The sequence below is a fragment of the Streptomyces sp. NPDC048018 genome (assembly GCF_043202995.1).
Taxonomy (GTDB): Bacteria; Actinomycetota; Actinomycetes; order Streptomycetales; family Streptomycetaceae; genus Streptomyces.
In genome coordinates this window covers 402,930-422,089 of sequence record NZ_JBIDBK010000003.1, presented here as the reverse complement: position 1 = coordinate 422,089, position 19,160 = coordinate 402,930, and the positions used below count along the sequence as shown (strand labels likewise).

The 19,160-nt window shown below is 73.3% G+C and carries 16 protein-coding genes; 11 read left to right on the top strand and 5 right to left on the bottom strand.

Annotation, left to right across the window (positions count from 1 at the left end; genetic code table 11):
- Nucleotides 1-19 precede the first annotated feature (19 nt).
- The gene (locus tag ACGF1Z_RS13235; RefSeq protein ID WP_393003154.1) at nucleotides 20-1,528 is read left to right on the top strand and encodes a fatty acyl-CoA synthetase; all 1,509 of its coding nucleotides are present in this window, start codon (nucleotides 20-22) and stop codon (nucleotides 1,526-1,528) included.
- On the opposite strand, the gene ACGF1Z_RS13230 is transcribed toward ACGF1Z_RS13235, so the two are convergent.
- Together ACGF1Z_RS13230 and paaK are read right to left on the bottom strand one after the other, a co-directional pair.
- Nucleotides 1,525-1,899 (bottom strand): VOC family protein, encoded by a 375-nt coding sequence (locus ACGF1Z_RS13230; RefSeq protein WP_393003152.1) that lies wholly within the window; start codon nucleotides 1,897-1,899, stop codon nucleotides 1,525-1,527. The genes ACGF1Z_RS13235 and ACGF1Z_RS13230 overlap by 4 nt on opposite strands.
- 59 nt (nucleotides 1,900-1,958) lie before the next feature.
- The gene (paaK, locus tag ACGF1Z_RS13225; protein WP_393003150.1) at nucleotides 1,959-3,239 is read right to left on the bottom strand and encodes a phenylacetate--CoA ligase PaaK; all 1,281 of its coding nucleotides are present in this window, start codon (nucleotides 3,237-3,239) and stop codon (nucleotides 1,959-1,961) included.
- A gap of 436 nt (nucleotides 3,240-3,675) precedes the next feature.
- On the opposite strand from paaK, the gene ACGF1Z_RS13220 reads away from it, so the two are divergent.
- Nucleotides 3,676-4,455, top strand: a complete 780-nt coding sequence (locus ACGF1Z_RS13220; protein ID WP_393003148.1) for a GNAT family N-acetyltransferase — start codon at nucleotides 3,676-3,678, stop codon at nucleotides 4,453-4,455.
- Nucleotides 4,456-4,564: 109 nt separating this feature from the next.
- Here ACGF1Z_RS13220 and ACGF1Z_RS13215 read toward each other — a convergent pair whose 3' ends face one another.
- Both ACGF1Z_RS13215 and ACGF1Z_RS13210 read right to left on the bottom strand, forming a co-directional pair.
- Entirely contained in the window at nucleotides 4,565-5,410 is an 846-nt protein-coding gene (locus ACGF1Z_RS13215) for a pentapeptide repeat-containing protein (RefSeq protein ID WP_393003146.1), read from the bottom strand.
- A 172-nt stretch (nucleotides 5,411-5,582) separates the two neighbouring features.
- Nucleotides 5,583-7,223, bottom strand: a complete 1,641-nt coding sequence (locus tag ACGF1Z_RS13210) for an acyl-CoA synthetase (protein WP_393003144.1) — start codon at nucleotides 7,221-7,223, stop codon at nucleotides 5,583-5,585.
- Nucleotides 7,224-7,409: 186 nt separating this feature from the next.
- On the opposite strand from ACGF1Z_RS13210, the gene ACGF1Z_RS13205 reads away from it, so the two are divergent.
- The 9 genes from ACGF1Z_RS13205 to ACGF1Z_RS13165 all read left to right on the top strand — a co-directional run bounded on the left by ACGF1Z_RS13205 (nucleotide 7,410) and on the right by ACGF1Z_RS13165 (nucleotide 16,742).
- Nucleotides 7,410-8,390, top strand: a complete 981-nt coding sequence (locus tag ACGF1Z_RS13205) for a crotonase/enoyl-CoA hydratase family protein (protein ID WP_393003142.1) — start codon at nucleotides 7,410-7,412, stop codon at nucleotides 8,388-8,390.
- Nucleotides 8,391-8,448: 58 nt separating this feature from the next.
- Nucleotides 8,449-9,408, top strand: a complete 960-nt coding sequence (locus ACGF1Z_RS13200) for a Zn-ribbon domain-containing OB-fold protein (RefSeq protein ID WP_393003140.1) — start codon at nucleotides 8,449-8,451, stop codon at nucleotides 9,406-9,408.
- Nucleotides 9,405-10,475, top strand: a complete 1,071-nt coding sequence (locus ACGF1Z_RS13195; RefSeq protein ID WP_393003138.1) for a thiolase domain-containing protein — start codon at nucleotides 9,405-9,407, stop codon at nucleotides 10,473-10,475. The genes ACGF1Z_RS13200 and ACGF1Z_RS13195 overlap by 4 nt, the downstream gene beginning before the upstream one ends.
- Nucleotides 10,468-11,649: a thiolase domain-containing protein gene (locus ACGF1Z_RS13190; RefSeq protein WP_393003136.1), complete on the top strand. Its 1,182-nt coding sequence runs from the start codon at nucleotides 10,468-10,470 to the stop codon at nucleotides 11,647-11,649. The genes ACGF1Z_RS13195 and ACGF1Z_RS13190 overlap by 8 nt, the downstream gene beginning before the upstream one ends.
- A 97-nt stretch (nucleotides 11,650-11,746) precedes the next feature.
- A complete protein-coding gene (locus ACGF1Z_RS13185) occupies nucleotides 11,747-11,989 on the top strand; it encodes a DUF397 domain-containing protein (RefSeq protein WP_376635129.1) in 243 nt (80 codons plus the stop codon).
- A gap of 59 nt (nucleotides 11,990-12,048) precedes the next feature.
- Nucleotides 12,049-12,444: an ACT domain-containing protein gene (locus ACGF1Z_RS13180; protein ID WP_393003134.1), complete on the top strand. Its 396-nt coding sequence runs from the start codon at nucleotides 12,049-12,051 to the stop codon at nucleotides 12,442-12,444.
- A gap of 137 nt (nucleotides 12,445-12,581) precedes the next feature.
- Nucleotides 12,582-15,809 (top strand): ATP-binding protein, encoded by a 3,228-nt coding sequence (locus ACGF1Z_RS13175; protein WP_393003132.1) that lies wholly within the window; start codon nucleotides 12,582-12,584, stop codon nucleotides 15,807-15,809.
- 49 nt (nucleotides 15,810-15,858) lie between these two features.
- Nucleotides 15,859-16,359 (top strand): hypothetical protein, encoded by a 501-nt coding sequence (locus tag ACGF1Z_RS13170; protein WP_376635123.1) that lies wholly within the window; start codon nucleotides 15,859-15,861, stop codon nucleotides 16,357-16,359.
- A gap of 17 nt (nucleotides 16,360-16,376) precedes the next feature.
- Nucleotides 16,377-16,742 (top strand): RNA-binding S4 domain-containing protein, encoded by a 366-nt coding sequence (locus ACGF1Z_RS13165; RefSeq protein WP_393003130.1) that lies wholly within the window; start codon nucleotides 16,377-16,379, stop codon nucleotides 16,740-16,742.
- 210 nt (nucleotides 16,743-16,952) lie between these two features.
- Here the strand turns inward: ACGF1Z_RS13165 and ACGF1Z_RS13160 are convergent, their stop codons facing one another.
- A complete protein-coding gene (locus tag ACGF1Z_RS13160; RefSeq protein ID WP_393003128.1) occupies nucleotides 16,953-19,151 on the bottom strand; it encodes a germacradienol/geosmin synthase in 2,199 nt (732 codons plus the stop codon).
- Nucleotides 19,152-19,160 lie beyond the last annotated feature (9 nt).

Genomic DNA, 19,160 nt, shown 5'->3' with positions numbered 1-19,160 from the left:
GGACCGAGGACCGCGCAGCATGCTCACCCGAACCGTCGACGGCGTCCTGCGCACGAGCGCCCGGCGCATTCCCGACCGGATCGCGCTGCGCTACGGCGACCGCGCCTGGACCTACGCCGAACTCGACGCCGCCGTCACCACCGCCGCCGCCGTCCTGCGCGAGCGGTGGGGACTGCCGGAGCACGCCCGGGTCGCGACCTACGCGCACAACTCCGACGCCTATCTGATCGCCTTCCTCGCCTGCTCCCGCGCCGGCCTCGTGCACGTCCCGGTGAACCACCACCTCACCGGTGACGATCTCGGCTACATCCTGCGTCAGTCCGGCAGTTCACTGGTCCTCGCGGATCCGGCGCTCGCCGACCGCGTCCCCTCCGGCCTCCCCGTACGGCCCCTGCGCGACAGCGAGGAGTCGCTCCTCGGGGCGCTCGCCGCCCCGGGGCCGTTCGACCCGGAGCCGTACGACACGGACCGCGACCCGGGCGACCTCGTACAGCTGCTCTACACGTCGGGCACCACCGCCCTGCCCAAGGGTGCGATGATGACCCACCGGGCCCTGGTCCACGAGTACGAGAGCGCGATCCACGCCCTCGACCTGCACGAGGACGACCGCCCCGTGCACTCGCTGCCGCTGTACCACTCGGCGCAGATGCACGTCTTCCTGCTGCCCTACCTCGCGGTCGGCGCCGAGAACACCGTCGTCGACGGACCCGACCCCGCGCTCCTGTTCGACCTGACCGAATCCGGGCGCTGCGACAGTCTGTTCGCTCCGCCGACCGTCTGGATCGGGCTCGCGGAGCACCCCGGGTTCGCCACGCGCGACCTCTCCGCCCTCCGCAAGGCCTACTACGGCGCCTCGGTCATGCCCGTCCCGGTCCTGGAGGGGCTGCGCGCCCGCCTGCCCGGTCTGCGCTTCTACAACTGCTTCGGCCAGTCGGAGATCGGCCCCCTCGCCACCGTCCTCGGGCCCGACGAGCACGAGGGCCGGATGGACTCCTGCGGCCGACCCGTCCGCCACGTCGAGGCCCGGGTCGTCGACGAGCACGGCAAGGACGTCCCCGACGGCACCCCCGGCGAAGTCGTCTACCGTTCACCGCAGTTGTGCTGCGGCTACTGGGACAGGCCGGAAGAGACCGAGGAGGCCTTCCGGGACGGCTGGTTCCGCTCCGGCGACCTCGCCGTCCGCGACGCCGAGGGCTACTTCACGGTGGTCGACCGGGTCAAGGACGTCATCAACTCCGGGGGCGTCCTCGTCGCCTCACGGCAGGTCGAGGACGCCCTCTACACCCATCCCGCGGTCGCCGAGACCGCGGTCGTCGGTCTGCCCGACGACCGCTGGATCGAGGCCGTCACCGCGTTCGTCGTGCCGCGCCACGAGGTCACCGAGGACGAAATCCTCGCGCACGCGCGCGAGAGGCTCGCCCACTTCAAGGCCCCGAAGCGGGTGTTCCTGGTCGAGACGCTGCCCCGCAACGCCAGCGGAAAGATCCTCAAGCGCGAGCTGCGGGACCGCTTCGGCCGCCGGTCCTAACGGTCCTGCACCAGACAGAGGACGTTTCCCTCACTGTCCTTGAACCAGCACCCGCGCATGTTGTCCGTCTCGACCACGCCGTCCACCGTCTTGAGGCCCGGCAGGTCGTAGTCCTCGAAGGTCACGCCCTTCGCCTTGAGCTCCGACATCGACGCGTCGAGGTCGTCGACCTTGAAGCTCGCCAGCGTGTGCTGGGCCTGGCCGCCGTACGGGGTCTCGTAGAGACCCACGATCGTCCCACCGGACTCGAGCCGGGTGTCCTCGGGCGCTTCCCGGGTCAGGGTCAGGCCGAGGGTCTCGGTGTAGAAGCGCTTGGCCCTGGCCAGATCGTTGGCCGGAATGATCGCGGCCACAGGAGAGTCCGACAGCATCGCAACCACCTCCTACCCCCAGGCTACGCAGCCACCCTGCTCGGCGCTCGTCCCGGAGGTCACCTCAGGTCGACGATGCGCCTGATCTTGCCCACCGAGCGCTCCAGGGTGTCCGGGTCCACCACCTCGACCGCGACCGACACCCCGATCCCGTCCTTGACCGCCTTGACGATCGCCCGCGCGGCGTCGTCGCGTTCCCCGGGCGTCGCGTCGGGGCGGGCCTCCGCGCGCACCGTCAGGGCGTCCAGCCGGCCCTCGCGGGTCAGCCGGAGCTGGAAGTGCGGGGCCACCCCGGGGGTGCGCAGCACGATCTCCTCGATCTGGGTGGGGAAGAGATTCACCCCGCGCAGGATCACCATGTCGTCGCTGCGGCCGGTGATCTTCTCCATGCGCCGGAACACCCGGGCCGTCCCCGGCAGCAGCCGGGTCAGGTCACGGGTGCGGTAGCGCACCACCGGCATGGCCTCCTTGGTCAGGGAGGTGAAGACCAGTTCGCCCTCCGCACCGTCCGGCAGCACCTCGCCCGTGACCGGGTCCACGATCTCCGGGTAGAAGTGGTCCTCCCAGATGTGCAGCCCGTCCTTGGTCTCCACGCACTCCTGGGCCACGCCCGGGCCCATCACCTCGGAGAGACCGTAGATGTCGACGGCGTCGATGGCGAAGCGCTCCTCGATCTCGCGGCGCATCTCCTCCGTCCAGGGCTCGGCGCCGAAGATGCCGACCTTGAGGGAGGTGCCGCGCGGGTCGACGCCCTGGCGCTCGAACTCGTCGAGCAGGGTCAGCATGTACGAGGGCGTGACCATGATGATCTCGGGCCGGAAGTCCTGGATCAGCTGCACCTGGCGGGCGGTCATGCCGCCGGAGGCGGGGATGACCGTGCAGCCGAGCCGCTCGGCCCCGTAGTGCGCGCCCAGGCCGCCGGTGAACAGCCCGTACCCGTAGGCCACGTGCACCTTGTGCCCGGGCCGGCCGCCGGCCGCGCGGATCGAGCGGGCGACCACGTCCGCCCAGGTGTCCAGGTCCCGCTGGGTGTAGCCGACGACCGTGGGCCGCCCTGTCGTGCCGCTGGAGGCGTGGATGCGGCGGATCTCCGACTGCTCCACGGCGAACATCCCGAACGGGTAGTGCTCGCGCAGATCCGTCTTGGCGGTGAAGGGGAAGCGGGCCAGGTCGGCGAGGGTGCGGCAGTCCTCCGGCCGGATCCCCGCCGCGTCGAAGGACCGCCGGTAGAACGCCACGTTGTCGTAGGCGTGCCGCAGGGTCGCACGCAGCCGCTCCAGCTGGAGGGCCTCCAGCTCGTCGCGGCCCAGCCGCTCGCCCGCGTCCAGCAGATCAGTCATGCGTCACTCCCAGCCCTCACGCCCGTACCGCCCGGCCGACCGGCGTAAAACGGACGACCGATCATTCGGTAGATCTTCGCGAGGCCAGTAAATCCGTCCCCACCCCGGGCTTGGCAAGAGGTCGGGGCAGGTTTTCTCGACTCGTCCGCCCGGCGGAGCGCGTGCGACGTCCGGACGGGACCGGGCCCGACAGGATCGCGGCCGGGCGGACAGGCGGCCCGGCACCCCGGCCGGGCCGTCCACGTCGATGTCGTTCCCGCCGCCGGGCGGCGCGCGCGGAAGATCACACCTTCGGGTGGGGCCGATCCTCGTGGCGCACCCACGGAGCGAGCGGGCCGACGCGACGCGGACCCCGTGCCGCCCTGCCCACGGGCCCGGCGTGCGCCCACCGAAATCCGGTGGCGCCCGCACCACGGCGGGTGCTGGGGTGGCTGCCATGGACCTCACCGCCCTGCGCCTCCAGCACGACCGCCAGCTCCGCCTGGGTGCCCGCCCGGACGGACCAGGCGCCCGCGTCGAACGCGACGGACTCGTCGTCCGCCAGACCGGGCCCGCGCACGGCTGGAACGGCATCCTCTGGTCCGGCCTCGGCCGGGACGACGCCGACGCGGCCATCGCCGCCCAGATCCGCCACTTCCGCGCCGCCGGCCGCTCCTTCGAATGGAAGCTGTACGGCCACGACGGGCCGGCCGACCTCCCCGCACGCCTCCTCGCCGCCGGGTTCACCGCCGAGGAGCAGGAGAGCCTGATGGTCGCCGAGGCGACCGCCCTGCCGTCGCACGAGGGACTGCCGGAGGGGGTGGAGCTGCGGGCCGTCACCGACGAGGCCGGCGTCCGGATGGTGGTCGAGGTGCACGACCGCGCCTTCGGGACGGACAGCTCCCACCTGGGCCGCCGTCTCCTCGACCAGCTCGCCGACGCGCCCGGAACCGTCGCCGCCGTCGTCGCCCTCGCCGAGGGCGTCCCGGTCAGCGCGGCCCGCCTCGACCTGCCGCGGGACACCGACTTCGCGGGGCTGTACGGCGGCGGCACCGTCGAGGCCTGGCGGGGCAGGGGCCTCTACCGCGCTCTGGTAGCCCACCGCGCCCGGATCGCCGCGGAGCGCGGCTACCGCTACGTCCAGGTCGACGCCGCACCGACCAGCCGCCCGATCCTCGCCCGCCTGGGCTTCGCCGAACTCACCACGACCACCCCGTACCAGTACGAGCTCTCGTAGGCCGCGGTGATCAGCCGCCGGGGCGGACCGTGCCGCTGCCGGCCTCTCGGACGTGCGGACCTCCGGGGCCACGTCTCCGCGGCGCCCGGTGGAAGGGACGGGACGCGCCCTACTGGCGGGCCCAGTGCCCCGGGCGCTCGAAGCCGGCGGGCAGGCGGGTGGTGGCGTCGCCCCGGGCCGCGTTCAGCTGCGGCTGGGTGAGGAAGAGGGCGCCGGTCAGGTCCGCGCCCGACAGGTCGGCGTCCCGCAGGTCGGCGCCGATCAGGTCGGCGAGCGACAGGTCCGCCCCGCTCAGGTCCGCCGCGATGAGCAGCGCCCCGCGCAGATCGGCGCCCCGCAGCTTCGCCCCGCGCAGCCGGGCCCCGATCAGATCGGCGCCGCGCTTGTTCTTCGCCCTGCCGCCCGCCGCCGCCCGGACCAGCGAGCTGCTCCTGAGCAGCAGCGGGTTCACCTCGGCCCGCACGGGAGCGACGTCCAGCTTCTCCAGCTCGGCCGCCGAGCCGTCGGTCAGGGCCGTCACCCGGGCCAGGGCCCGGTCGAGGTCACGGTGGACGGGACGGGTCGCGGCCAGCGCCCTGGCCTCCGTGAGATAGCGCAGCAGCTCGTGCAGCTGGCGCATCACGGGGAACACCTCGTACATCTGCCGGGCGGTGTCCGGGGCCTCCCGCCAGGACACCCCGCCGAACGTGACCTGGGAGACACGCTGGCCGGCGCCGAAGCAGTCGTAGACCGTGCAGCCCGGAAAGCCGCTGTCCCGCAGCCGGGTGTGGATGCCGCAGCGGAAGTCCTCCTGGAGGTTCCGGCAGGGCTCGCCCGAGGACTTGTCCACCGCGAAGTCCGCGGACCTGGCGAAGGGGAGGGCCACGCAGCACAGCCCGAAGCAGTTCGCGCAGTCGCCGCGCAGCTCGGCCTGAGGGAGCTCGGCCGGGGACGCGGACGGACGGGTCTCGGACACGGTGAAACGGCTTCCTTCGCTGTTCGGGACGGACGTCCCACCGTATCGCGCCCTCGGTGAACGCGGCTGCCGCGCCGTGCTGGGGCGCCCGCCCCTGCGTTGTCACCCCTCCGTGGTCCGCCCGGGTCGGGATCCCCTCGGGCTTCGGTGCCTGCCGCGGTTCCGGCCCCTGTCAGGACCCCGCTCCCGCTCCCGCGTCCGCCTCCACCGCCACCGACCGGGCCCAGCGGTAGTCCGCCTTGCCGCTCGGGGAGCGCTGGATGGCGTCGGCGAGCACGAGCTGGCGCGGCACCTTGTAGCCGGCGAGCCGGGTACGGCAGTGCGACTGGATCGCCGCCAGGTCCAACGGGGCTGCGCCGTGCCGTAGTTGGACGACGGCCGCCACGTGACTGCCCCACTTCGCGTCCGGCACGCCGGCGACGAGGGCGTCGTACACGTCCGGGTGGGACTTGAGCGCCTGCTCGACCTCCTCCGGATACACCTTCTCGCCGCCGGTGTTGATGCACTGCGAGCCGCGCCCGAGGACGGTGACGATGCCCTGTTCGTCGACGGTGGCCATGTCGCCGAGCAGGACCCAGCGCTCGTCGCCCTTCTGGAAGAAGGTCTCGGCGGTCTTGGCCCGGTCGTTGTAGTACCCGAGCGGCACGTGGCCGCGCTGGGCGAGCCGGCCGATCTCGCCGACGCCCACGGGCTCGTGGGTGGCCGGGTCGACGACCTGGGTGCGTTCGTTGACGTGCAGCCGGAAGCCCTTGGCGGGGCCGGAGTCGTCGGTGGCCCGCCCGTTGGAACCGGACTCCGACGAGCCGAAGTTGTTGAGCAGCAGCACGTTCGGGGCGAGGGCCTGGAACTGGGCGCGCACGGTGTCCGACATGATCGCGCCGGACGAGGAGAGGCTGAACAGCGACGACAGGTCCGTGTCCTTGAGCGGTCCGTGGAGGGCGTCGACGAGGGGGCGCAGCATCGCGTCGCCGACCAGCGAGACGCTCGACACCTTCTCCTTCTCGATGGTGCGCAGGACCTCGGCGGGCACGTACTTGCGGTGGATCACCACCCGCTGACCGTAGTTGAAGGCGATGAACGAGGTCAGCGTGGAGGTGCCGTGCATCAGCGGGGGAGTGGGGAAGAAGGTGAGCCCCGCACCGCCCGCCGCCACCCGTTCGGCGAGCTCCTCCGGACGCTTGACCGGCTCGCCGCTCGGGTCACCCCCGAACAGTCCGGCGAAGAACAGGTCCTCCTGGCGCCACATCACGCCCTTCGGCATGCCCGTGGTGCCGCCGGTGTAGATGATGAAGAGGTCGTCGGGCGAGCGCGGTGCGAAGCCGCGATCCGCCGAGCCGGCCGCCTCCGCCTCGGTGAACGCCACGCAGCCCGGAACGGGCGGCGCGCCCTCGGACGGGGTCCCCACCCGCACGAGGTGCCGCAGCTTCTCCGTCTGCGGCAGTGCCGCCGCGACCCGCTCGCCGAACTCGGCGTCGAAGACGAGGGCGGCCAGATCGGCGTCGCGGTAGAGGTAGACCAACTCCTCTTTCACGTAGCGGTAGTTGACGTTGACCGGGACGAGCCGGGCCTTCAGGCAGGCCAGCACGGTCTGCAGGTACTCGACGCCGTTGTACAGGTGGAGGCCGAGGTGCTCGCCGGGGCGCAGGCCCGCGTCCAGGAGGTGATGGGCGAGCCGGTTGGCGGCGCTGTCGAGCTCGGCGTAGGTGAGCCGGCGCTCGGCCCCGGTGCCGGGGTGGTCGACGTACACCAGCGCCTCGCGGTCCGGGACCACGTCGACGACCGATTCGAACAGGTCGGCAAGGTTGTACTCCACCGTTCCTCCTGATCCTGGCCCGGACGGAACCCGTCGGTCACTGGGCGGTCATTAGAGCGCCGACGGGCGGAGGTGGGAAGGGCCCGCACAGAAGAATCTGACTGACTGTCAGAAAACTATTGAACTGGATCCGCCACTCCTGCAACCTGTTCCAGAAATGGAGCCGGGAGTCGGGAGACGGCGGACATGGCAGACACGGCGGACGCGGCTGACGCGTCGGATGCGGCAGCAGCGGCAGAGAAGGCGGAGACAGCCGGGTCGGCGGAGGTGCCGGCGAAGGGCGGCGCGGAACACCCCGGGACCGAGAACGCCTGCACGGACCACCCCGGAACGGACCACCCCGGAACGGACCACCCCGGCACCGAACACCTCGGCACCGAACACCTCGACGTACGGCGCGAGGGCGCCACGCTGGTCCTCACCCTGAACCGGCCCGAGGCCAGGAACGCGCTCTCGCTGCCGATGCTGGTCGGGCTCTACGACGGCTGGCTGGCCGCCGACGCCGACGACACGATCCGCTCGGTCGTCCTCACCGGCGCCGGCGGCTCCTTCTGCGCGGGCATGGACCTCAAGGCGCTCGCCGGCAAGGGCATGGCGGGGGACCGGTATAGGGACCGCATGACCGCCGACCCCGACCTGCACTGGAAGGCCATGCTGCGGCACCACCGCCCGCGCAAGCCGGTCCTCGCCGCCGTCGAGGGATACTGCGTCGCCGGCGGCACCGAGATCCTCCAGGGCACCGACATCCGGGTGGCCGGGGCCACCGCCACCTTCGGCCTCTTCGAGGTCCGGCGCGGCCTCTTCCCGATCGGCGGCTCCACCGTCCGGCTGCCCCGCCAGATCCCGCGCACCCACGCCCTCGAAATGCTCCTCACCGGCCGCCCCTACACCGCGGAGGAGGCCGCGGCCATCGGTCTGGTCGGCCGTGTCGTCCCGGACGGCACCGCCCTGGAGGCGGCCCTGGAGATCGCGGAGCGGATCAACGCCTGCGGGCCGCTCGCCGTCGAGGCCGTCAAGGCCTCCGTCTACGAGACCGCCGAGATGACCGAGCAGGAGGGGCTGGCCGCGGAGCTCCGGCGGGGGTGGCCGGTCTTCGCCACCGCGGACGCCAAGGAAGGCGCGACCGCCTTCGCCGAGAAACGCACCCCGGTCTACCGCCGGGAGTGACCCGCCGAACGGTCCGCCGCGGGCGCATCCGCCCCCGCCCACCCAGTCAGGAGCCAGCATGACCGACGCCCCCGAAACCCTGCGCGCCCCGCTCGTCGTCGAGTTCCCCTTCACCCGTTCCCTCAGCCCCGTCCAGTCCGCCTTCCTCACCGGCCTGCGCGAGCGCGTCCCGCTCGGCGTGCGCACCGAGGCCGGACGCGTACTCGTGCCACCCGTCGAGTACGACCCCGAGACCGCCGCCGAACTGCGCGACCTCGTCGAGGTCGGCGAGACCGGCACCGTCACCACGTGGGCCTGGAACCCGGAGCCCCGCCGCGGACAGCCCCTCGCATCCCCCTTCGCCTGGGTGCTCGTCCGCCTCGACGGCGCCGACACCGCCCTGCTGCACGCCCTCGACGCCCCCGGGCCCGGGGCCGTGCGCACCGGCATGCGCGTCCGGATCCGCTGGGCCGCCGAACGGCACGGCGCCATCACCGACATCGCCTGCTTCGAGCCGGCCACGGCCGGAGAGGACGCGCCGGCCGAACCCCGTCCGCACGACGGGGACTTCGCCGACCCGGTCACGGGCATCGTCGCCGCCGCCCGTCTCGACTACACCTACACCCCCGGCCGCGCCCAGACCGGCTACCTGCGCTCCCTCGCCGAACGCCGCACCGTCGGGGAGCGCTGCCCGTCCTGCGCCAAGGTGTACGTGCCGCCCCGCGGCGCCTGCCCCACCTGCGGGGTCGCCACCACCGAGCGCGTCGAGGTCGGCCCGCGCGGCACCGTCACCACCTTCTGCATCGTCAACATCAAGGCGAAGAACCTCGACATCGAGGTCCCGTACGTCTACGCCCACATCGCCCTCGACGGCGCCGGACTCGCCCTGCACGGCCGGATCGCCGGGATCCCGTACGACCAGGTCCGCATGGGGCTGCGCGTCGAGCCCGTGTGGAGCGAGGGCGGCCGCTACCCCGACCACTACCGCCCCAGCGGAGAGCCGGACGCCGACCACGACACGTTCAAGGAGCTCCTGTGACCGCAGCACGCAGGGACGTCGCCATCGTCGCCTTCGCCCAGACCGACCACACCCGCCGCACCGACGACCTGTCCGAGGTCGAGATGGTGATGCCGGTCCTCCACGAGGTGCTGCGGCAGACCGGCCTCAGGACCTCCGACATCGGCTTCACCTGCTCCGGCTCCTCCGACTACCTCGCCGGCCGTGCGTTCTCCTTCACCATGGCCCTCGACGGCGTCGGCGCCTGGCCGCCCATCTCCGAGTCCCACGTGGAGATGGACGGCGCCTGGGCGCTGTACGAGGCGTGGGTGAAGCTGCTCACCGGCGAGGCCGACACGGCGCTCGTGTACTCCTACGGGAAGTCCTCGCCCGGCTCCGTACGCGATGTGCTGACCCGCCAGCTCGACCCGTACTACGTCGCCCCCCTGTGGCCCGACTCCGTCGCCCTCGCCGCCCTCCAGGCGCAGGCCCTGATCGACGCGGGCGACACCGACGAGGCCGGGCTCGCCGCCGTCGCGGCCCGCAGCCGCCAGGACGCGGCCGCCAATCCGCACGCCCAGCTGCCCGGGGCGCGGCCGCAGGGCGAGCACCTCGTCGCCCCGCTCCGCACCGGCGACTGCCCGCCCGTCGGGGACGGCGCCGCCGCCGTGATCCTCGCCGCGGGCGACCGGGCACGCGAACTGTGCGCCCGGCCCGCCTGGATCACCGGCATGGACCACCGCATCGAGGCGCACTCGCTCGGCGTGCGCGACCTCACGGACTCGCCCTCCACCCGCCTCGCCGCCGAGCGCGCCGGCGCCTTCGAGCCGGCCGGCCGGCCGATCGACACCGCCGAACTGCACGCGCCGTTCACCTCCCAGGAGGTCGTCCTGCGCAAGGCCCTCGGCCTCGGCGACTCCGTCCGCGTCAATCCGTCGGGCGGAGCCCTCGCCGCCAATCCCGTGATGGCCGCGGGCCTCATCCGGCTCGGCGAGGCCGCCGCCCGCATCCACCGGGGCGCCTCGCACCGGGCCCTCGCCCACGCCACCTCCGGGCCCTGCCTCCAGCAGAACCTGGTCGCCGTCCTGGAAGGGGACTCGCATGAGTAAGGCCGCGACTTCGAAGGAGTGCGTCGCGATCGTCGGCATCGGCCAGACGAAGCACGTCGCCGCCCGCCACGACGTCTCGCTCGCCGGTCTCGTCCGTGAGGCGGCCCAGCGCGCCCTGGAGGACGCCGAGTTGAGCTGGGCGGACGTCGACGCCGTCGTCATCGGCAAGGCCCCCGACTTCTTCGAGGGCGTGATGATGCCGGAGCTCTATCTCGCCGACGCCCTCGGCGCGGTCGGCAAGCCGATGCTCCGGGTCCACACCGCCGGCTCGGTCGGCGGCTCCACGGCCCTCGTCGCCGCGAACCTCGTCGCCGCCCGGGTGCACCAGACCGTCCTCACCCTCGCCTTCGAGAAGCAGTCCGAGTCCAACGCCATGTGGGGCCTCTCGCTGCCCATCCCCTTCCAGCAGCCGCTGCTCGCCGGCGCGGGCGGCTTCTTCGCCCCGCACGTACGCGCCTACATGCACCGCACCGGCGCGCCCGACGCGATCGGCTCCCTCGTCGCCTACAAGGACCGCCGCAACGCGCTCAAGAACCCGTACGCCCATCTCCACGAGCACGACATCACCCTGGAGAAGGTGCGGTCCTCGCCGATGCTGTGGGACCCGATCCGCTACTCGGAGACCTGCCCCTCCTCCGACGGGGCCTGCGCGATGATCCTCACCGACCGCGCGGGCGCCGCCCGTTCACCCCGGCCGCCGGCCTGGATGCTCGGCGGCGCGATGCGCAGCGAGCCCACGCTCTTCGCCGGCAAGGACTTCGTCTCCCCGCAGGCCGGACGCGACTGCGCCGCCGACGTCTACCGGCAGGCCGGGATCACCGATCCGCGCCGGCAGATCGACGCCGTCGAGATGTACGTGCCGTTCTCCTGGTACGAGCCGATGTGGCTGGAGAACCTCGGCTTCGCGGAGGAGGGCGAGGGCTGGAAGCTGACGGAGGCGGGCGTCACCGAGATCGGCGGCGACCTGCCGGTGAACCCGTCCGGCGGGGTGCTCTCGACCAACCCCATCGGCGCCTCCGGCATGATCCGCTTCGCGGAGGCGGCCCTTCAGGTACGAGGGCAGGCCGGCGAGCACCAGGTGGAGGGGGCGCGTACGGCGCTCGGGCACGCGTACGGAGGGGGCGCGCAGTTCTTCTCCATGTGGCTCGTCGGGGACCGGCCACCCACTGCCTGAGGTCTGTCCGTGCCCCGGACCGGTCGCTACGCTGAGGCCCGGACGAGCAGCACAGCGTGACGCGTGATGCTCGGGGAGACGCGAGAGGAGCACGGACGTGGCGAACAGCACCATGACCCAGCACGCCTGGTCGGGGCAGGATCTTCCGGACCTCGACCTGTCGCAGGCGGACTGGCGCTCCGGCAGCCAGGGCGTGGGGGACGTCGAGATCGCGTTCGTGGAGGGCTTCATCGCGATGCGCAACGGGCGTCGCCCCGAGGCGCCGTCGATCGTGTTCACCCCCGCGGAGTGGCGGGCGTTCGTGGTGAACGCGCGGGACGGCGAGTTCGACCTCACCTGAGGAGGGGCGGGCGGGCGCGTTCCGCCGGCCGCCCCCGGACAGGACCTAGGGTGGCGATCATGACAGCAGAGCGTGATCTGACCCGGCTGCTCGCCGGGATGCGACCGGAACTCCGTCCGGGCCGCTACGTCTTCACCACCGTGGACGGACCCGTCCCGGCGGGCCTCGCGCCCGTCGTCACCGTCGCCGAGACCGAGGGTCTGACGATGGTCGTACGCCAGGAGGACGCCGACGCGGCCTCACTGGCGTACGACTACGTGGCCGGCTGGATCACCCTCAGGGTCCACTCGGCACTCGATGCCGTCGGCCTCACGGCGGCCGTCGCGGGAGCCCTCGCCGACGCCGGGCTCAGCTGCAACGTCGTGGCCGGATTCCACCACGACCACCTCTTCGTGGAACACGCGCGCGCGGAGGAGGCCTTGGGCGTGCTGGCGGCGCTCGCCGGGCGATTCTGAGGCTTGTTCACACGACCTGCACAATCTTCCTCCTCGGGGGTGCCGCGCGGCGTACGCTGGGGGTTTCGTGGGGCCACCGCCCCGGACGTACCCCTTGTGCGCCGGGAGTGCGCCCCCAGCGTGGGGTGGGGTGAACCATGGCGGCACAGACCGGCGGACCGGCCGGCCGAGGCTTCGGCCTCATCGAACGCGAGGCCGAACTCGCGGCGGCCGAGGAGGCGTTGAACCTCCTGACCGGGCATGGCACGGAGGCGCCCCCGTACCGGGGCGACGCCGAGGCCGACGGGGCGGTGGGGGCCGCGGACCGTACGGCGGAGAGCCGGGGCGCGGCCGGGGCCGACGGCTCCGACGCCGACACCGCGGACCTCGAGGACGCCGCGGCCCGCTCCGGCGGTGCGCGCCACGGGGCTCTCTTCGGGCCCGGCGCCGAGCAGCTCCCCCCGACCGGCCCGGGCACCGACCCGGACCGCGCCGGCCGGCCCGCCCGCGTCCCCCGGCCCCGCCAGGCCCCCGGCGCACCCCTGCTGCGCGTGGTGCGGGACCTCGGGGCCGTGACGGGCGCCGCGGCCGGAACCGAAGCCGGCCGGAGTGCCGGCCAGGTCCGCCGCGGCGGAGTGCTCGCCTACGCCGCGCCCGCCGGGCTGGGGAAGACCACCCTGCTCGCCGAGATCCGCCGCCGGGCCGCCGCCAAGGGCTGCACGGTGCTGTCCGCGCGGGGCGGCGACCAGGAACAGCGGGTCGCCTTCCACGTGGCGCGGCAGCTGCTGCAGCCGCAGCTCGCGGCCGCCTCCCGCACGGAGCTCCGGGAGCGACTCGGCAGCTGGTACGACATCGTCGGCCCCGCGCTCGGCCTGTGCACCGCCGCCGAGGGCGCGCCGCCGGACCCGCAGGGACTGCGCGACGGGCTCGACTGGGTGCTCACCCACCTCGCGGTACGCCGCGCCCCGCTCGTCGTCGTCCTCGACGACGCGCACTGGGCCGACCCCGAATCCCTCGGCTGGCTCTCCGCCTTCTCCCCGCGCGCCGAGGAGCTGCCGATGCTGCTCGTCGTCGCCTACCGCCCGGACGAACTCCCCGAGTCGGGTGAGGAGTTCACCGGGCGCCGGTCCGGCCAGCGGCCGCTCGGCCTGGAGCCCCTGACCTCGACCGCGATCGCCCGGCTCGTGCGCGACCGGGTCGGCGCGCACGCCGACGACGCCTTCTGCCGCGAGTGCTGGGCCGTCACCTCCGGCAACCCCTTCGAGGCCGTCGAGCTCGCCGCCAGGATCCGCGACCGGGGCCTGGAGCCCGTCGCCGACCGCGCCCACACCCTGCGCGATCTCGCCGCCGCGGTGAAGGGCAGCGGGCTGATCGCGCAGATCGAACGGCTCGGCACCGCCACCGTGCGTCTCGCCTGGGCCTGCGCCGTCCTCGGCACCGAGATCTCCCCGCAGCTCGCCGGCGCCGTCGCCGGACTCGGCGGCGAGGAGGTCGCCCGCAGCGCGGGACTGCTGCGCCGGGCCCGCGTCCTGGCCGAGGCGCCCGACGAGGAGACCGACACCCTCGAATTCGTCCACCCCCTCATCGCCACCGCCGTCTACGACGCCATCCCGGCCGCCACCCGGGTGGCCCTGCACGGCCAGGCGGCCTGGTGCGTCGTCGACGCCGGCCTCGGCCCCACCGCCGCCGCCCGTCACCTCGTCGAGACCCATCCCGAGGGCGACCCCTGGGTGGTGCAGAACCTGCGTGCCGCAGCCCAGGAGACGCTGCGCGCCGGCGCCCCCGACACCGCCCGCCGCTATCTCGCCCGCGCCCTGCGCGAGCCTCCCGACCACGACGAGCGGGCCGCCGTGCTCTTCGAGCTCGGCTCGGCGTCCCTGCTCACCGAGCCCGCCACCACGGTCAACCACCTGCGCGCCGCCCTGGAGGAGCCGGTCACCGAGCCCGCCCTCCGGCACGGCATCGTCTACCGGCTCTCCCAGGTCCTCGCCCACAGCGACCGGCTCGTCGAGGCCTCCGAGCTCCTCGGCCGGGAGTCGCGGCTCACCACCGACGCCCGCAGCAGGCTGCGCATGCAGTCCGAGAAGTTCATGTGGGACGCCTTCCGCGCCGACGAGCCCGACTCCCCGGCCCGCTCCCGGCGCCTCACCCGCCTGGCCGACCGGCTCACCGGCCGCGACCTCACGGAGCGGTACATCATCGGCCTGCGCGCCTGGGACGCCACGGTCCGCGCCGAGCCCTCCGCCGTCGCCGTCGGACACGCCGAGCGTGCCCTGAAGGGCGGCCTGAGCTGGGCCGACGAGAGCCGCGGCTTCGAGGTCCCCGTCCTCGTCGCCCTCACCTTCCTCTACGCCGACCGGCCCGGCCGCGCCGAGGAGCTCTTCGCCGCCGGCACCGCCGAGTTCGAGCGCCAGGGCTGGCGCGGCGCCCACCTCTCCTTCGCGTACACCCTCCTCGGGTACATCCGCTACCGCCGCGGCCGGCTCGTCGAGGCCGAGGACTTCGTGCGTGCGGGCCTGCGGCTCGCCGAGCGCGTCGGCCCCCGGACCCCCGCGCTGTGGTACGCCACCGGAGTGATGATCGAGGTGCTGCTCGCCCGGGGCCGGACGGAGGAGGCCGAGCGGGTGGCCCGCACCCACGACTTCGGCGAGCCGTTCCCGGCCGCCGTGACCTTCCCCGACTCCCAGACCGTCCACGCCGAACTGCTCCTCGCCACCGGCCGCACCGAGGAGGCCGCCGCCGAGCTCGCCGCCGTCGGCCGTCGTCTCGACCCCCGCGGCATGCGCAACCCCGCCTGGTGCCCCTGGCAGTCGCACCTCGCGCTCGCCGAGGCGTGCGAGACCCCCGAACGAGCCCGCGAGACGGCGCTCGCCGCCGTGGCCCGCGCCCGCCAGTACGGCGCGCCCTCCGCGATCGGCCAGGCGCTCCGCGTCACCGCCGAGGTCTCCCCGGACACCGAGCGGGTCAAGCTCCTGGAGGAGTCCGTCGACTGGCTCGACCGCTCGCCCGCCGCCTATGAGCTGGCCCGCTCCCTGGTCGCCCTCGGCATCGCGCTGCGCCGGGCGGGCCGCACGAACGAGGCGGCCGAGCACCTTTACCGCGGCCTGGAGACCGCGCAGAGCTGCGGCGCGGACAGGCTGGTCGAGGACGCCCGCGGCGAGCTCGCCGCCGCCGGTCTGCGGCCCCGCGCGCTGCTGGCCGCCGGCACCGACACGCTCACCGCGCGTGAGCGGAGCGCCGCCGAGCTCGCCGCCCGCGGAGAGGACCCGGCCGAGGTGCTCGGCGTCGACCGCGCCACCGCCACCCGTCTGCTCTCGGCGGTGTACCGCAAGCTGGGCACCGACCGCGCCGGGCTCGCGCAGGCACTTCGCGGCGAGGGCGCCTGACGTCGCCCCGGCGCGCCGCACCGCGCGCCCGGGCACGTACCATGGCGGTATGTCCTTCCTCCGCCGCCGCAGCGCCGCCACTCCCGCGGGTCCGGACTTCGACGTCCTGGCCATGGACCCCGGGGACTGGCCCGGCAATCTCGGTGCCGGCCTGCTCCCGGCCCCCGACGGCAGCTGCCAGGGCGTGTTCCTGCGCTACGACCTGTTCGGCGGCCGCGGGCCCGCGATGATCATCGGCAACCTCCCGGAGGGCTCCCCGGCGCGTGAGCTCGCCGACGGGCAGGTTCCCTTCGAGGTGGCCCAGCTGCTCGCCGCCCTGGAGAACGACGAGCCGGTCGAGGTCCTCGACCGTGAGGACGTCCCGGTGATGCAGGGCGACAACCTGCTGATCGTGCGCCGCATCAAGCTCTCGGAGAGCCGCATCTCCTGCGTCCAGTTCGACCGCAGCGACAACGTCCTGGTGACCATCGCCAGTTGGGACCGGCCCATCACCGACGATCTGTACGCGCTGCTCAAGCCGCTGCCCGCCGAGCTGTTCCAGCAGGGCTGACCGGGAGGCGGGGGCCGATGAGCGCACGCGTGGACAGCTGGATCTGGGCGGTCCGGCTCACCAAGACCCGCTCCCAGGCCGCCGCGGCCTGCCGGGCCGGGCACGTGAAGGTCAACGGGGACCGTGCCAAGCCCGCGCAGCCCGTGAAGCCGGGCGACGAGGTACGCGTCTTCCACGGCGGCCGGGAGCGGATCGTCGAGGTGAAGGAGCTGCTCACCAAGCGGGTCGGCCCGCCCGCGGCCGCCGAGGCCTACGTCGACAACAGCCCGCCCCCGCCGCCCCGCGAGCACGTGGCCGTCGCCGGTGTGCGCGAGCGCGGCGCCGGCCGCCCCACCAAGCGCGACCGCCGCGAGCTCGACCAGCTGCGCGGGCTGCGCCCGTAACACAGGAACGACAGGCCCCGGACGCTGCCGGGGGCCTGTCGCGTCCGGCTAGGGCCTGTCTTTCGGATCATGCCGGGCTCGCGGGGTCTGGCACGCGCGTCTGCGGCGTTGTCGTCGGTCGCCAGGGCTCCGCCATGGCTCCCTCCTCCGCCTTGCAGCTGCACGCACCGGACGACGCTCCCTGATCCGGCCTGATCCGAAAGACAGACCCTAGGGCACCGGCACGCCGAACGTCGCCGTGATCCGTGCCGCCGAGGTCCCGAGTCCCCTGGGGCCGCCGCGCGCCAGCGCCGTGGTGCTGTTCCTGCGGGCGTCCTCGACACCGTAACGACGCACGTTCCGGTGCCAGTTGAGGATGCCGGCCAGCCAGTCCTCCAGCTCCCGCAGATACGACTCGAAGACCGCCCGACCCCGCGCGTCGATCCCGAAGTCCGCATAGAGGAGAGGAACTTCGTGCCTCTTCACGTGCTCGTACTGGCGGAGTCGTCCGTGCATCAGGTCGTCGACCATCGCCGTCGCGGTCGGCTGGTCGCAGTCGAAGAACGTCTGCAACACCAGTACGGCGTTGTGCAGCTCGCCCTCGACCTCGATCTCCTTCCGGTACGAGAAGAGGTCGTTCATCAGCGTGGCGTAGTCCATGACCGAGCCCTCCAGGGCGCGGACCGTGCCGGTCTCATGGATCTCCGGCGGAAGCACCTCCGCCCGTCGCAGCCGGGACAGCAGCATCGTCAGCTCGGACCCGAAGGTGCTGCGGCGCATCTCGATGTAGTCGACCGGGTCGGGCACCCGGTGCTGGGCCGTGTTGTGCAGCTCCCACATCCAGCTGTCCAGCATCGCGTCGAGGGCCGCCCGCAGCTGGGTCCGGGCTGCGAGGCGCATCGGCTCCGCCGTCCGTGCCCACACGTCGGCGAGCGCCCGCTCCAGCGGGTTCGACGCGGCCGCCGCACCGGCGGACGGATCCTCCACCGGCAGGCAGGTCTTGAGCCGCTCGGTCTGCGACCGGGCACCGAGCAGGTTCCGTGGCCGCCCGAAGACGTAGGGGTAGTAGTCGTCGGCGTAGGTTCCCCAGGTCAGCCACAGGGTGCTGAGCGTCAGTTCCTCGAGGGTGGCATCCGGATCGAGCCCCGCCGAGCAGAGCGCCAGGTCGAAGCCCTCGGCCGTCGGCCGGTCCCAGATGTCGTCGAGGAGCCCCATTCCCTGCGCCCAGTCGAGCGAGGCCCGGAGCGCCTCGGGGTGGTGCGGGCTGAGGGACAGCGGGTACGGCAGGTCGAACTCCGGCAGGAGTAGGGCCCCGACGCTCCGGTGCGGCTGGTGAGTGACCGTCCGCAGCCGGCTCGCGGCGGGCCGGCCGAAGAGGTTCCTGATGTCGAGCGCGGAGACGCCGATCGGGCCGTCGAAGGGTGAAGTCCTCTTCACCAGACCCTCGTTCATGTACCGGCTGGAGCGCAGATGCCACTCGTGGCCGCCGGACTGCCAGTCCTGGAGGCCCTTGGTGTACGCGGCGATCGCCGCCGCCTCCACCGGTCCGAGCCCCTTCTCGACGCAGAGTGCGGGCACTTCGGTGAGCGCGGTGTTCTCGAACTGCTGCAGCCGTGAGGTCAGCAGGTCGTTGACGGCGTTCGCCGCCTCCTGCGTCGTGCACCCGAGGAACTTCTCCAGGACCAGCACGCCGTTGCTGTTCTCGCCCTCCTCCTCCACCTCGCGCTGGTACGAGAAGAGGTCGTTGCGCAGGTGGACCGCGTCCGAGAACGCGTCCCGCAGCACGCGCAGCGGCCGGGCGTACGCCACCTGTGCGGGAACCTCGGCGCCCGCCGCGTACTCGACCAGCCCCGCCGACCAGGGGGCCCCGCCCACCTTGCGGCGCATCTCGATGTACTCGACCGGGTTGGCGACCCGCCCCGCGTGGATGTTGTCGAGCTCCCACAGCGACTCGTACAGCAGATGTCGGGTCGCCTCGGCGAACCGCACCCGCCAGGCCTCCGACATCGCCGGAACGGTGCGCCGCCACAGATCGGCCAGACCGGCCTCGACCGGGTTGACCGGCTCGGGCATGCCCGCCGCCGGGTCGGCCGGCATGAAGAGGGGGAGCCGGTCGAGGTACGCCTTGCCGCCCTTGCGGTCCCGGGACCGCTTGAAGGTCTCCAGGAAGTGGTCGTCGAAGAAGAAGACCCACGTGTACCAGTCGGTGACGAGGGACAGGGCCTCCTCGTCGCAGTCGGGGTGGGTGTACGCGCAGAGCAGCGCGTAGTCGTGGGACCGGAGGTCCGCCTCCTCCCAGATCCCGGAGCCCTCCAGCATCCCCATGTCCCGCGCCCAGTCCCGCGTGTGCGTGCGGGCAGCCTCCACATGGGGGTTGAGCCGCGCCGGATACGGGACGTAGAAATCCGGCAGAACGAAGGGCTGAGCCATGCCGAGGAG

Excerpts from the sequence above, each read along its gene's own strand:
- ACGF1Z_RS13235 (WP_393003154.1), top strand. The coding sequence starts at position 20 with ATGCTCACCCGAACCGTCGACGGCGTCCTGCGCACGAGCGCCCGGCGC.
- ACGF1Z_RS13230 (WP_393003152.1), bottom strand. The coding sequence starts at position 1,899 with ATGCTGTCGGACTCTCCTGTGGCCGCGATCATTCCGGCCAACGATCTG.
- paaK (WP_393003150.1), bottom strand. The coding sequence starts at position 3,239 with ATGACTGATCTGCTGGACGCGGGCGAGCGGCTGGGCCGCGACGAGCTG.
- ACGF1Z_RS13220 (WP_393003148.1), top strand. The coding sequence starts at position 3,676 with ATGGACCTCACCGCCCTGCGCCTCCAGCACGACCGCCAGCTCCGCCTG.
- ACGF1Z_RS13205 (WP_393003142.1), top strand. The coding sequence starts at position 7,410 with ATGGCAGACACGGCGGACGCGGCTGACGCGTCGGATGCGGCAGCAGCG.
- ACGF1Z_RS13200 (WP_393003140.1), top strand. The coding sequence starts at position 8,449 with ATGACCGACGCCCCCGAAACCCTGCGCGCCCCGCTCGTCGTCGAGTTC.
- ACGF1Z_RS13190 (WP_393003136.1), top strand. The coding sequence starts at position 10,468 with ATGAGTAAGGCCGCGACTTCGAAGGAGTGCGTCGCGATCGTCGGCATC.
- ACGF1Z_RS13180 (WP_393003134.1), top strand. The coding sequence starts at position 12,049 with ATGACAGCAGAGCGTGATCTGACCCGGCTGCTCGCCGGGATGCGACCG.
- ACGF1Z_RS13175 (WP_393003132.1), top strand. The coding sequence starts at position 12,582 with ATGGCGGCACAGACCGGCGGACCGGCCGGCCGAGGCTTCGGCCTCATC.
- ACGF1Z_RS13170 (WP_376635123.1), top strand. The coding sequence starts at position 15,859 with ATGTCCTTCCTCCGCCGCCGCAGCGCCGCCACTCCCGCGGGTCCGGAC.
- ACGF1Z_RS13165 (WP_393003130.1), top strand. The coding sequence starts at position 16,377 with ATGAGCGCACGCGTGGACAGCTGGATCTGGGCGGTCCGGCTCACCAAG.
- ACGF1Z_RS13160 (WP_393003128.1), bottom strand. The coding sequence starts at position 19,151 with ATGGCTCAGCCCTTCGTTCTGCCGGATTTCTACGTCCCGTATCCGGCG.